The sequence below is a fragment of the Paenibacillus sp. fava2 genome, assembly GCF_058313675.1.
Genome location: NZ_CM177755.1, coordinates 5,602,348 through 5,615,827 on the forward strand (window position 1 = coordinate 5,602,348; position 13,480 = coordinate 5,615,827).

The following is a 13,480-nucleotide window of genomic DNA, read 5'->3' on the forward strand; positions in this document are numbered from 1 at the left end:
TAAGATCAGATAATATTCATAACCGCCCTTGCCTGAATATCCAGCTCACTGGCCGAGACCGCAATGCCTGTAAACTCCTCAAGGGCTACTTCAATCTGCTTCTGGCTCTCTTTGACGCTTGCCTGAACATGCTCCAGACCAGTCGACATGCTGCCGATTTCCTCCGTAATCGCCTTGACACTGTTCCGTACCTCGCCAATGGATTCCTGCACCATACCCGAGAGCTTCCGGACCTCCTTGGCCACCACATCGAACCCCCGCCCGAACTCCCCGGCATGCGCCGCTTCAATTGCAGCATTAAGCGCCAGCAAATGTGTCTGCGAAGCAATATCACGGATAGTTTGTACTACCCCTTGAATGTCCACAGCCTTGTTTTGCAGATTCTTGATGATAAGAGTGTTCTCGTCCGATACTATGGCGATATTATTGATGCTGTGCAGCATTTCCCGGCTTCGTTCAATTCCCTGCTCAGCCCGCCGGTTCAGGCTGTCAGCCATTCTCTGCATCTGCTCCACAACATGGTTTACATCGGTCTGGCGGTGCGTAATATTGGTCGCAATCTTGCTTACGCCGATAACATGGTGGCCTGTTTCGTCAAAAATAGGCATATAGGTTGCTTCGAGCCACACAGTGTTCCCCTCTGAATCCATTCGTTCAATCTTATCCTGAAAGCTGGTTCCGGAAAGCAGATTCTGCCAGAAGATTTCGTAGTCCGGACTGTTCACAAACTCAGGAAAGCATAACTCCCGGTGATGCATTCCGTACATATCCTCTGATTTATATTTCATTGAACCGGCAAACACTTCATTGACATAGGCCACTCTGCGGTCAAGATCAAAGCGGATCAGGGCAAGATTCTTTTCCATAGCTTTGACTACCAGCGCCTCTGTGACTGCTGGAACTGATACATTCTCCATAATACTATCTCCCTGTCCGGCTCATTTGAGATTGTGCGGCTTTCAAATATTCATAAGGTATATATTCTATATTAACGGCAGAAAAGCTACTATGAATTATAACGATTTAAAAGATTTGATTCTATCACCCTACTTTTCGCGCTTACTTCTTGGACCCGTAGTCCCCGAACCTCATTCCCCACACCGAATCCTTCCGGTGCCCTGCCGCCTCCTGCAATCCGGGAAGACGCGGATCATGCGGGTAATACTGCTCCAGATACAGGACGAATACCGCGCGCAGCCCGATTTCAGCGTCCAGCTTGTTAAATTCATTCGGATGCCTATCCATTTCTGCCAGTGCGGTTTCCCATCTCTTCAGATCGGCAGGAGAAGTGCGTCCGTCCCGGACGGCTTCCGCAAGCCCTCGCAGTTCACGGTATGCCCGTTTCACTTTGGACGAATAAATCTGCTTCTGATTCAAAAAAGTAAGCAAAGCGACCAGCAGCGCCAGTCCGCCCCACATAATAAACGTATTCACCAACATCCCCCCTGCCATTGTCCATTTCCCTATTATACACGCCGGCACGCAAAAAACCCCACTTTCAGTGGGGCAGATGTCCTTAATTTTCAGTACTATAGGCCGGCTATTTCTTTTTCATAATCTCGTTCAGCTGGCGCTTGTCCGCTTCCTGCGCGCGGTCCAGCGCTTCCAGATCCTCCTGGTCAGCTTCCGCAGCCACAAATTGCACATCCTCCAGTTTAGCTTCGTAGAGCATCTTTTGCTTTTCCGTTTTGGAGAAAATGTCCGAGTTCTCTCTATCCATAACAGCTACCACCTTTCAGATTCCTGATAAAAACAAGTACACGCATCTAGATCATACCGCCGGCTTCCTCAATGATGGATAAGGCCTGCTGGTAAGATTCCGGCTGTACAATCACGGTCAGCAGAATGTTTCTGCCGGTAGGCCCTCCGTCACCGCCATGGCTCATCCCGCTTGAGCTTGTATGCGCAGCGGACAAAATACCCGAATGCGCGCTCACGGCGGTCATGGAATCCATACGGGCCAGACTGCCAGTCACCGGATTCACAGCATTTTGCAGGCCACCTCCGCTGAACCGGGTGAAGCGGTCGATGGAAAGCTCGGTTACGCGCAGAGCCTGAAGCTTCAGGGAGACGCCCTCAGCTTCTTCGGGAGATTTGAAATAGGCGAGGATGCTTTTTTCTGACAAGGATAATCCCTGCTTTCTGCCTGATATGCCAAACACAAATTGACCATTTTATTTTGTATTGATGCTGCATGGTTTATACGCAGTTTTTATGTTTAATCTTAATCAGCAGGAAAAACTTACCTGGCACTGGTCTGTTCATTTTTCCCCACTCCCTTTCTCGGGATAATATCTACATTCAGTTAACAATTCCATTAGATAACAAAGAAATATATATTATTTCGATTATTTAAACGCAGTGCTTTTAATACTTTCGACTCATAAATACAGGACTTTTCGATTTCATGTGTAATATTACCTCACTCTAGTAATATTTATATTATCATTCTTTCGTTAAAATAGTACTTTTTATCCATTTTATTCTTATTTCGGAGCGTATATATGTTACGTTTTCCTTCACACATGACAATCCCCATAAAAACAACATTACTTTTAACTGGATTTTACATTTTACCAATGGTAGAATCTTCTTAATATTTTTCCTACTAGCCGGGACGGAAATAAAACGAGATTACTAGAAAGGAGAATCGGACTGCTGTCTATAGCAGGAAAAATTCAGCTGTATCAGTACACATACTCATCTGGAGGGGATTACATTTGGAGTGGAATAAACTACCTCGCAAGCTGTCTGTTATCACCCTGTCACTTGGAGTGACAGCAGGCATGATTCCTGGAGCGGCCTTTGCCGCCGGCAGCCCGCAGACGCTATCATCGACTAAATCTTTAACCTCGGTTACCCAGACATCCAATCAGACTTATATTTCACCGCAGATTGACACCAAAACTTCAAAAGATGTCCGCGTTATTGTGCAATTGAGCGGCCAGCCTGCTGCAGTAGGTAAATATGCAGCCAAGCAAGGAATCTCCGCGCTCTCCAAGACAGCTACGGAAGCTGCCGTCAAGAGCCAGCAGTCCGAGGTACTTGATAAAGCCGATGCTCTCGGCATTGATCTGACCGTCAACTATCAGTATGACACAGTACTGAACGGCTTTGAAGTGTCCGTCCCGGCCAATGAAATTCCAAAGCTGGCCAAAATCTCCGGCGTTACCTCCATCTATCCGAACAGCACCTGGTACACCCTTCCGGATGTAACCGTAACGGAAGCTACTTACAGAAATGACAATGCTCCGCTGGAGCAGATTCATGCGGATTGGGCTGCGGATCAGGGCATTACAGGCGCAGGGCTCAAGGTCGGTGTTATTGATACCGGTGTGGATTACCTGCATCCGGACATTGCCCCTGTCTACAAGGGCGGTTACGATTCCTTCTATCAGGATGAAGATCCTTATGAAGAAGTGCCTTTGACCAAGGAAGAAGATCCTTACAAGACAGGCTATGCCGGAACTTCCCACGGAACGCATGTCTCGGGTACGATTATCGGACAATATGCCGCAAAAGGTGATGTTGCCCAAAAAGGCGTAGCACCAGGTGCAGAGCTTTACGCATATAAGGTTCTGGGACGAAATCTTGATGACCCGAGCACCTCTTCCGGTTCATCCGCCCAGGTTATCGACGGGATTGAACATGCCGTTAAGGACGGTATGGATGTCATCAACCTGTCGCTCGGCTCTGATTCCGAAAAAGACGTAAATTCCCCTGACTCCATCGCGATCAATAACGCCGTGCTCTCAGGAGTTATAGCGGTTATTGCCAACGGAAACAACGGGGAAGCGGGCTATTTCTCCCTTGGCTCTCCTGCGGCTGCGCAGCTGGCCATTTCGGTTGGTGCTGTAACAAGCCCGATCAAAGCCTTCTCGGGTGATTTTAAAGCAGAAATCGCCGATTCTGTAACTACTGTCACTTATTCCGAGTACTTCGATTTTCATGTAATGGCATACAAGCTCGGACAGTATAATTTCACAGATATTATCGGCACCGATCCGGTTGAAGTCGTATACGCCGACCTTGGTGCAGAATCAGACTATCCGGACCGCGACATCAGCGGCTCCATTGTCCTGTTGTCCCGCGGGGATCTGGCATTTGTCGATAAAATTGCCATTGCCAAAGAACACGGGGCCAAAGCTGTCGTGATCTTTAACGGGAATGCAAACCCTGCTACCAAAGAAGCTATCCTTGATGAGAGCATCAAAGACCGCGACGGATTCATCGGCAGTAACCTTGGTGACGGATACGACTATATCCCAACCTTCGATATCGAAGGCTCCAAGGGACGCGCACTCGCCAGAGCCATTCTTGCGAATGATGGTAAGCCCGTCTACTTCTCCTTCGGAGATGAGTACAAGCAGACGATGACTGCAGGCGATGAAATAACTTACTTCTCCTCCATGGGTCCTAACGTGGACGGAAATCTCAGCATCAAGCCTGATATTGTCGCTCCTGGTGACGGTGTATTGTCCACCTATCCGGCATATGGCGGCGATTATACCGAGGCATATCACCGCAGCAGCGGTACCAGTATGGCTACTCCGCACGTGGCGGGCTTGTCACTACTGATCAAACAGGCACATCCGGAATATACCCCGTTTGATATCCGTGCCGCTCTAGCCAATACTGCAGATCAGCTCCTTTATAAGGGTGCGCCTGAAGATCTGTATATCCAAGGCCCTGGCCGGGCAAACGTAGAGAATGCCATTAAGACACCGGCGCTGCTGCAGGCGCTCGAGCCAATTACTATTCTTGACAAAAATTTTGCGGCACAAAACGTAATTAACTACAATCCATCCACCAGCTTCGGAACTCTTCTGCCTGGCGCAGTTGCTTCCAAAGAGCTGCAGCTTAAAAACGTAAGCAACAGCGCGGTTACTTATTCTGCCTCTGTAGTCTGGAACTACGGTGATCTTGAGAATGTAACTGCAACACTGGATAAGACAACAGTTACAGCCTCCGCTTATGGTACTTCCAACTTCAATCTGAACGTTAATGTGTCTGCAAAAACCGAACCGCAGATGCTGCAAGGTAATGTTGTTCTTGAAGCAGCGGGACAGCCTACCCTGCACTTGCCGTTCGCAATTAACGTCGATGAATCCGTGGATCAGCCTGACTGGGGCACTGGTATCCAGGAAGCAGAGATTACAACACCGATTGTGTACAACAATTCAGGAGCTGTTCTCAACTACAAGCTGAAAGCTGATGACATCAATTATTATGAAGTAGATCTCGTAGGTATGGACGATAAAACCAAGGGTTATTTCCAGGTTACCGCTACAGATTCTCCGGATAAATATTTTAAACCGGGAGATTACTCTACTGTAATCAGCGCCACTTATCATCCATATGACAGTAAAGGGGATCCGATTCTTGATGCAAACGGCAATCCTGCTGTTGCTTATCTGACAGACGGGGTTTATAAGCTTCAAGTGCTGGGCATCAATGCTGAAGATAATTCCAAACTGCCTATCAAGATCAACCAATACGAAGATGAATTCTATACTACCTATACCTCATTCCGTTTCATTAATCAGCCTGCGCCAAACACAGGCACCGGCGGTTCAAATGGCGGAGGCGGCGGTGTAGTAACGCCTGTAACACCGGCAGTCCCTGCTGCTGCTGCATCACTGATTGAGGAAGGAACGGCCCGGGCCACCCTGACTCCGGCTACTGTGTCCAAGGATAAAGTGACTACTGTTACTGTAACCGACGACAACCTGAAGACCGCTCTGGCTAACGCTGCAGCTGCCAAGACCGCTGTCGTAATTGCGTTGCCTGCAACAACCGACACAGCAGTAGAACTGAACCTGACAGCAGCCCAGGTAACTCAGCTGGCAGGCATTCATGCCGACAGCAGTGTTGTGGTTACAGTCAATGGTTCTGCCGTTGCTCTGCCTGTATCCCTGCTGAAATCAGCACCTGCAGGACAGAACTTCAAGCTTGACATCAAGCAGGCGCCTGAAGCTGCGGGAAGATTGACTTCCAGCGTTGCCGGGTCCACGGTAATCGGAACTCCGGTTACATTCGAGGCTTCCTGGACAACCGCTACTGGCAGCACCTACTTGAACACACCGACTAACCTCTTTATTAAGAGATCCTTTACTGTACCAGGCGCTATCCAGCCGAATACTGCAGGCGTTCTCTTTGAAGATAAGGGAGTCGTAACGCCGGTTGCTTCGGTATTTACTCCGCAGGCAGACGGATCAACCCTTGTTACTGTGAGCCGTCCAGGCTTTTCGACTTATGCTGCAGTAAGCAAGCCTGCCGCAGCATTCACAGATATTGCCGGTTCTTCGGCGGCTGAAGCCATCAAAGCTTTGGCTAACAAGCTGATTATCCAAGGTACATCGGCTACGACCTTCTCGCCGAAGAGCAGCCTGACCCGTGCGGAATTCACTGCGCTCCTGACCCGCGCACTCGGGCTTCGTACTGATGCCAGTGTTACCTTCACTGATGTCAGCTCCACTGCCTGGTATGCCCAGGATGTGGCCGCTGCTACCAAGGCAGGTCTGATTCTGGGTATCGGCAACGGCAAATTTGCACCAACCCAGAATGTAACCCGCCAGGAGCTGGCAGTGATTCTGGACAGAGCGCTCAAATTAACCGGAACTGAACTGAAGAGCACAAATCCTTCCTTTACAACGTACACAGACAGCGCGAAAGTGGCACCGTACGCGAAGGATAGCCTGCAGACCCTGTCCACAGCCGGCATCATCGGCAGTGATACAGGTTCCAGCTTCAATCCGGTTGCTCCGGCAACCCGTGAAGCAGCCGCTGCTGCCCTGTACCAGCTGCTGAACAAAATTGGCTTGATCGAGTAGTCTTTAGTTAATATGCCTGTTGTCCACCTCTCAGGAGGCTGACAGCAGGCAGAAATGCAAAAAGGATCGTGCAGGGCCTTGTGGCCGGTGCACGATCTTTTTTTTAACAACGCTAACAATAAATTAACCCCCAGCTCCGCGTTATCTCGCGAATCCGGGGGTTAATTTGATTTCATTTCCAAAACTTAGTCACCGCGAAAGGCACGCTTCACACGGTCAAAGAACGATTGCTCCTGCTCATGCGTGTTCTCGCCGTTGTAAGAAGCGAACTGGCGGAGCAAATCCTTCTGCTCTTCGCTCAGCTTGCTTGGCGTTACAACGACTACCCGCACATGCTGGTCGCCTGTGCCGCTGCCGCGCAAATGCGGAACCCCTTTGCCTCTGAGGCGGAAGAAGGTGCCGGTCTGGGTTCCCGCAGGAATCTTCAGCTTCACCTTTTCGGTCAGGGTAGGGATTTCGATCTCGTCACCAAGCGCCGCCTGGGCGAATGTCAGCGGAACCTCGCACATGATATCATCGTTCTCACGCACGAAGAACTCATGGTTCTTCACACGGATGACAATGTACAGGTCGCCGGCCGGGCCGCCGCGTGTACCGCCTTCGCCTTCACCGGTCATACGCAGCTGTGCGCCGTCATCTACGCCGGCTGGAATGCGTACATGGATCTTGCGCTGCTTCTTAACCTTACCCTGGCCTGCGCAGGTCGTACATTTTTCTTTGATGATTTTGCCTGTGCCGCTGCAATGGGAGCAGGGACGGCGGTTACGCATCTGTCCAAGCGGGGTATTCTGCACGAATTCCTGCTGGCCGCTGCCGTGGCAGACGGAACAGGTCTCCGGCTTCGTACCCGGCTTAGCTCCGGAGCCAAAGCAGGTATCGCAGGACTCTGTACGCGGAATGGTAATATCGGTCTCTTTGCCGAATACCGCTTCCTTGAACTCAATGGTCATTGTGTACTGCAAATCGCCGCCGCGCTGCGGGGCATTCGGATCACGGCGTCCGCCGCCTCCGCCGAAGAACATATCGAAGATATCGCCAAGTCCGCCGAAATCTCCGCCGCCTCCGCCAAAGCCGCCGCCCATACCCTGATTAGGATCGATATGGCCATACTGGTCATATCGGGCACGCTGCTGGCCGTCGCTCAGGACATCGTATGCTTCCTTCACTTCCTTGAACTTGGCTTCAGCATCACTGGCCTTGTTGACGTCAGGGTGATACTGGCGTGCCAGCTTACGGTAGGCCTTCTTTATTTCATCGTCAGATGCATCTCTTCCGAGACCCAGCACCTCATAATAATCGCGTTTATCTGCCACTGCTTTCACCTCCGTACATCAATACTCAATTAGCCTGTAACATGTTAAAAGGAAAGCCAAAACACGGGATGCCCCGGTCTTGACCTTCCCTTCGTACGAAATAGACTTATCGTTTAAGGTTACCCTTGATTCTTCTCGTCGTCAACAACCTCGTAGTCAGCGTCAACAACATTATCCTTCTTAGCACCCTCTGGAGCACCTTCAGCGCCCGGCTGCTCTTGTGCAGCCTGCTCATACAGTTTCACGGACAACTGCTGTACAATCTCGGTCAGCGCTTCTGTAGCTGCGTTGATTTCTTCCAGATTGTCAGTTTCCAGTGCTGCTTTTACTTTATCCTTAGCGGCGTTTGCTTTCTCGATTTCGGAAGCATCCACTTTATCGCCAAGATCTTTGATTACTTTATCAGTAGAATACACGAGCTGGTCAGCATTGTTCTTCGCTTCAACCAGTTCTTTACGCTTGCGGTCTTCCTCAGCGTGCAGCTCGGCATCCTTCATCATTTGTTCCACTTCAGCATCGCTCAGGCCGCTGGAAGAAGTGATCGTGATCTTCTGGCTCTTGTTCGTGCCTTTGTCTGTTGCTGATACATTAACGATACCGTTAGCATCGATGTCAAAAGTAACTTCGATTTGCGGTACGCCGCGCGGTGCCGGCGGAATCTCGTTCAGCATGAAGCGTCCCAGCGTCTTGTTGCCGTTCGCCATTTGGCGCTCACCCTGCAGCACGTGAATTTCCACGCTCGGCTGGTTGTCGGCAAAGGTCGAGAAGACCTGTGATTTGCTTGTAGGAATAGTAGTGTTACGCTCGATCATCTTTGTGAACACGCCGCCTGCAGTTTCGATACCGAGGGACAGCGGAGTTACATCAAGCAGCACCACGTCTTTAACATCACCAGTCAATACGCCCGCTTGAACCGCAGCACCAAGGGCTACCACTTCATCCGGGTTAACGCCTTTGTGCGGCTCTTTGCCGGTAAGCTTCTTGATTGCTTCCTGTACCGCAGGAATACGGGTGGAACCGCCGACAAGCACGATTCTGTCCAGATCAGCAGGAGTCATGCCTGCATCGCTCAGCGCCTGGCGTGTTGGTCCCAGTGTACGTTCTACCAGACCTGCAGTCAGCTCTTCGAACTTAGCACGGGTAAGGTTTACTTCCAAGTGCTGCGGCACGCCGTCAACAACCGTGATGAACGGAAGGGATACCGTGGTAGTCAGTACGCCGGACAGTTCCTTTTTCGCTTTTTCAGCAGCATCCTTCAGACGTTGTACAGCAGCCTTGTCCTTGCTCAGGTCAATGCCCTGCTCTTTCTTGAATTCAGCTACGAGGAAGTCCATAACAACCTGGTCAAAATCGTCACCGCCCAGACGGTTGTCACCGCTGGTAGCTTTTACTTCGAAGAAGCCGTCGCCCAGCTCAAGGATCGATACGTCGAATGTACCGCCGCCCAGGTCATATACGAGAATAGTCTGGTCTTCAGCCTTCTCAAGACCGTAAGCAAGTGCTGCAGCAGTTGGCTCGTTGACAATACGCAGAACTTCAAGGCCGGCAATTTTACCAGCATCCTTGGTCGCTTGACGCTGGCTGTCATTGAAGTAAGCCGGAACTGTAATAACCGCCTGTGTAACCGTTTGTCCCAGGTAAGCTTCAGCATCGGATTTCAGCTTCTGAAGGATCATTGCGGAAATTTCCTGTGCAGAGTAGTCTTTACCGTCGATGCTTTCTTTGTGGTTAGTACCCATATGACGCTTAATCGAAGCGATTGTACGGTCAGGGTTAGTGATCGCCTGGCGTTTTGCTGTTTCGCCGACGATCCGCTCGCCGTCTTTCTTGAAGCCTACAACCGAAGGGGTTGTACGCGCGCCTTCCGGATTAGGAATAACGACAGCTTCGCCGCCTTCCATAACGGCAACGCAAGAGTTGGTGGTTCCAAGGTCAATCCCGATAACTTTACTCACTGTAATGTGCCTCCTCAAAAATGTTATGGAGCCCAGGCTCCTGTAATTTATAGTTAATTGAATAACGCTGATAATGATAGGGATCTGCACATAACAATACGGCCGGAAGCTTCCGGCACAGCATCTTCTGTGACAGGCATGGTGTTACCCAAGGTATATAGACAGACTACATGCTGACTTTGACCATGGCCGGACGAAGAACCTTATCCTTCAGGAGATAGCCCTTCTGGACCTCTTCCGTCACGATGCCTTCCTCGTGCTCCTCGCTCTCCACCTGCATAATCGCCTGATGATATTCAGGGTTAAATGGCTGTCCTACTGTTTCCATGGCCGCAAGGCCTTCAGACTTCAATACCCCTTCCAGCTGACGGAAAATCATGTTGATGCCTTTGGTGAAGGCCTCAGATTCAGCGTTGCCCGGAGCAGTTACCAGTGCACGCTCAAAATTGTCGAGTACCGGAAGCAATTCCGTAACGAGCTTTGAAGTGGCATACTGCGCCAGCTCTTCCTTCTCCTTCTGGGTGCGGCGGCGGAAGTTATCAAAATCCGCCTGTACACGCAAGGTGCGGGCCTGAGCCTCCTCTGCAAGCTCCTGGAGTCGTTTGGCAGCTTCACCGCCGTCTGAAGCCTCCTCGATGTCCGCCGTGCTCTCAGCCGCGGCTTCGGCCTCATCGGCCGCCAGGTTTTCATTTACTGCTTCATCTTTCATTTCATTCGGATCCTGAACCTGTTCCTCTTTCAAGTTGTCTTCACCTCCTTCAAATCATTCACGTAAATCAATTACACTCTGTTCACTTATACCAGTGTGCCAGCATCGCTGTCAAATCCCGGGATAAAATCCCGAGGATGCCCATCACACGGGCGTATTCCATCCGGGTCGGACCCAGAATGCCGATGCTGCCGAGCGCTTTGCCGTCCAATGAATAAGTTGCTGTAATCAGACTGCAGTTGGCAAAGGCCTCATGCTTATTCTCCGTCCCGATACGGACCTGTATTCCGGTTCCGCCGGATGCGGGGGACAGCATCTTCAGCAACGTCGGCGTCTCTTCCAGCAGATCAAGGATCGTCTTGACCTTGTCAACGTCTTTGAACTCCGGCTGAGTCAGCATATTGGCTGCCCCGCTCAGATAGATACGCTGGTCATGATCGCTTTCGAGCGCCTGGTCAAGCACCTGCATCAATTCTTCGTAATGGGAGATGTGACGCTGCATCTCCTCGCCCAGCTCGGAATAGAGCTGGCTCTTCAGATTATATAGCGGAACGTTTACCAGCTTGCTGTTAAGCAGATTTACGACCTTTTCCATTTCGGAAAGGGAAATCTCCGGCGGAATCTGAACCGTACGGTTCTCTACCTGCCCGGTGCTGGTAACAATAATTGCCACGGCATTATTACCGTCAAGCGGAAGGAGCTGAAAATGGCGCAGTGAAGTATGAAAAACCTCCGGTCCCAAGAGGATGGAAGTGTAATTCGTCATATTGGAAAGAATCATTGCCGCATGCTGGATAACCTGCTCTGTAGCATTCAGCTTCTCGGCAAAAAAGGCGCGTATCGTGCCCATTTCTGCTGTTCCGGCGGAATTCCACGGCACCAGGTGATCCACATAATAACGGTAGCCTTTATGTGAAGGAATTCTTCCAGCCGAAGTGTGCGGCTGCTCAAGATAACCTAATTCCTCCAGATCAGCCATTTCGTTGCGGATGGTTGCCGGGCTGTAGCCCACATCACCACGTTTGGAGATGCTGCGCGAGCCTACAGGCTCTGCGGAAGAAATATAATCATCCACAATAGCATTAAGGATCATTCTCTGGCGTTCAGTTAACATGTTATTCCCTCCTATCGGCTGAGGCTCCGATTCGTTAGCACTCTACTCAGATGAGTGCTAACCGCTAATACAAAAATACCAAACTGACCTTGAGATTGTCAAGTCAGATTCAGTCCGGATTTGGATTACAGCTTTATCAATTTTCAGCCCTGATTCCGGAAATCCTCCGCAACCTCTGCCTCCAGCTTTCGTCTGTATATAAAATATAGAAGAAATGGGGGCAAGCTGCATGAAAAGAAAAAAATACCGTTGGATTTTCCCGGCCGCCGGGCTGCTTCTGGCCGCTGCTGTTTTGTTTTATGTGAAAGAGACCGGCAGGCAGGACAGCTGCTTTTACGGTGACGTGGATTATGCCTCAGTGTTACAGTGGGATGGTGTCGTCTACCTGGAGGATGATAATAGTCCGCCCGGGGAGCACGTTAAGGGCAAACGTCTGGGCGAAATCTCTTACCGCATAGCCGACCATCAGTGTCCGCGTAGTGAGATGCGGGACGGCGATTCTACTCTGCTTGAGGTCGGTACAGAGCTGTATGAAGCGAGCGGATACAGGACATCCGCCCGTTTATGGGCGGGAGACAGGCTGTTCGTAGCCCGCAGTAATCCGAAAGCCGGGACCCTTAACGACCTGCTAGACATCTCAGGCAAAATAACAGCGGTCCGCTTTATCAGCGGAATGGATGGCACCACACCCCTTATGGACTTCACACCGGAGGCTGCTGAACTTTTTATAAAAGAGTTCCCCATGCTGAACTATATCCCGTTTGAACAGTTGTATAAGGAAACCAACAGTTGGGTTGGCGATAACTATTGGCTCGAAATCGAGCTGAAGGACGGTTCTGCTATTACCATCGTATATAATACGCTATCCCCCTCCTTTAACCCCCCTGCCTATGCTCCTCCCGAGCTTGCAGAGCTTATTGAGCAGCAGCGTAAGCTAATCTATGCCAAGTAACTTAAAAAAGGCCGCTGCTCCCGGGACTGGCTCCCTGGCGGACAGCGGCTTTTGTATGTTGTAGCGTGGCAGCATGCGGCTGCCTGCTTAATCTAATCTCTTCATTACGGCAATTTCGTCACAGGCATGCTGCTTCTTGCAGTTTACGCAATCTGTCCATACCTTCTCGGGAAAAATCTCCTTCTCCACTACGGTGAACCCGTTTCTGAGGAAGAAATCGACTGCATATGTCAGTGCCATGATCTTCGGAATGCCCTGACGTCTTGCCTCCTCCGTCAGCTTCTCCAGAATCATGGAGCCGACACCCTTGCCCTTGCCTTCATCCCGAAGGCCGATGGAACGGACTTCAACGAGGTCATTTCCGAGTCTGAACAGCGAACCGCAACCCACGAACATGCCGTCAATCTCAGCGATGACGAACTGGTCGATCTGGCGGGTCAGTGCCTGCCTGGAACGGGGGAGCATAATTCCGCGCTGGGCGTACTCCTCTATCATTAAGTACAGCGGCTCCACATCCTCCACCGTAGCATTTCTGCATATCACTTTAGATTCTCCCGCAGGAGCCGACTGGCGGATCATTTCCGTCTTGACAAGCACTTTAACT

11 protein-coding genes are annotated in these 13,480 nt (G+C 50.6%); 2 read left to right on the plus strand and 9 right to left on the minus strand.

Going from position 1 to position 13,480, the window contains the following annotated elements; all coding sequences use genetic code 11:
• Nucleotides 1-5: 5 nt before the first annotated feature.
• The 4 genes from AC4G46_RS24670 to AC4G46_RS24685 form a co-directional block, all read right to left on the minus strand.
• Nucleotides 6-917, minus strand: a complete 912-nt coding sequence (locus AC4G46_RS24670) for a methyl-accepting chemotaxis protein (RefSeq protein ID WP_491125032.1) — start codon at nt 915-917, stop codon at nt 6-8.
• Between the two features lie 142 nt (nt 918-1,059).
• Nucleotides 1,060-1,434 (minus strand): hypothetical protein, encoded by a 375-nt coding sequence (locus AC4G46_RS24675; protein ID WP_491125033.1) that lies wholly within the window; start codon nt 1,432-1,434, stop codon nt 1,060-1,062.
• A gap of 106 nt (nt 1,435-1,540) precedes the next feature.
• On the minus strand, nt 1,541-1,720 hold the full coding sequence (locus tag AC4G46_RS24680; protein ID WP_491125034.1) for a YfhD family protein: 180 nt from the start codon (nt 1,718-1,720) through the stop codon (nt 1,541-1,543).
• 46 nt (nt 1,721-1,766) lie between these two features.
• Complete coding sequence (locus tag AC4G46_RS24685; RefSeq protein WP_491125035.1) at nt 1,767-2,126, minus strand: hypothetical protein; 360 nt, start codon at nt 2,124-2,126, stop codon at nt 1,767-1,769.
• Nucleotides 2,127-2,720: 594 nt separating this feature from the next.
• Here AC4G46_RS24685 and AC4G46_RS24690 point away from each other — a divergent pair.
• Nucleotides 2,721-6,833, plus strand: a complete 4,113-nt coding sequence (locus AC4G46_RS24690; protein WP_491125036.1) for a S8 family serine peptidase — start codon at nt 2,721-2,723, stop codon at nt 6,831-6,833.
• Nucleotides 6,834-7,018: 185 nt separating this feature from the next.
• On the opposite strand, the gene dnaJ is transcribed toward AC4G46_RS24690, so the two are convergent.
• The 4 genes from dnaJ to hrcA all read right to left on the minus strand — a co-directional run bounded on the left by dnaJ (nt 7,019) and on the right by hrcA (nt 11,924).
• On the minus strand, nt 7,019-8,146 hold the full coding sequence (gene dnaJ / locus AC4G46_RS24695) for a molecular chaperone DnaJ (protein ID WP_491125037.1): 1,128 nt from the start codon (nt 8,144-8,146) through the stop codon (nt 7,019-7,021).
• 119 nt (nt 8,147-8,265) lie between these two features.
• The gene (gene dnaK, locus AC4G46_RS24700; RefSeq protein ID WP_491125038.1) at nt 8,266-10,101 is read right to left on the minus strand and encodes a molecular chaperone DnaK; all 1,836 of its coding nucleotides are present in this window, start codon (nt 10,099-10,101) and stop codon (nt 8,266-8,268) included.
• Between the two features lie 166 nt (nt 10,102-10,267).
• A complete protein-coding gene (gene grpE / locus AC4G46_RS24705; RefSeq protein WP_491125039.1) occupies nt 10,268-10,843 on the minus strand; it encodes a nucleotide exchange factor GrpE in 576 nt (191 codons plus the stop codon).
• 49 nt (nt 10,844-10,892) lie between these two features.
• Nucleotides 10,893-11,924: a heat-inducible transcriptional repressor HrcA gene (gene hrcA, locus AC4G46_RS24710; protein WP_491125040.1), complete on the minus strand. Its 1,032-nt coding sequence runs from the start codon at nt 11,922-11,924 to the stop codon at nt 10,893-10,895.
• Between the two features lie 229 nt (nt 11,925-12,153).
• Between hrcA and AC4G46_RS24715 the strand changes: the two genes are divergently transcribed.
• Complete coding sequence (locus AC4G46_RS24715; RefSeq protein WP_491125041.1) at nt 12,154-12,876, plus strand: hypothetical protein; 723 nt, start codon at nt 12,154-12,156, stop codon at nt 12,874-12,876.
• Between the two features lie 87 nt (nt 12,877-12,963).
• Here AC4G46_RS24715 and AC4G46_RS24720 read toward each other — a convergent pair whose 3' ends face one another.
• Nucleotides 12,964-13,455, minus strand: coding sequence for an N-acetyltransferase (locus AC4G46_RS24720; protein ID WP_090712666.1), 492 nt, complete (start codon nt 13,453-13,455; stop codon nt 12,964-12,966).
• Nucleotides 13,456-13,480 lie beyond the last annotated feature (25 nt).

Excerpts from the sequence above, each read along its gene's own strand:
- AC4G46_RS24670 (WP_491125032.1), bottom strand. The coding sequence starts at position 917 with ATGGAGAATGTATCAGTTCCAGCAGTCACAGAGGCGCTGGTAGTCAAA.
- AC4G46_RS24680 (WP_491125034.1), bottom strand. The coding sequence starts at position 1,720 with ATGGATAGAGAGAACTCGGACATTTTCTCCAAAACGGAAAAGCAAAAG.
- hrcA (WP_491125040.1), bottom strand. The coding sequence starts at position 11,924 with ATGTTAACTGAACGCCAGAGAATGATCCTTAATGCTATTGTGGATGAT.
- AC4G46_RS24715 (WP_491125041.1), top strand. The coding sequence starts at position 12,154 with ATGAAAAGAAAAAAATACCGTTGGATTTTCCCGGCCGCCGGGCTGCTT.
- AC4G46_RS24720 (WP_090712666.1), bottom strand. The coding sequence starts at position 13,455 with ATGATCCGCCAGTCGGCTCCTGCGGGAGAATCTAAAGTGATATGCAGA.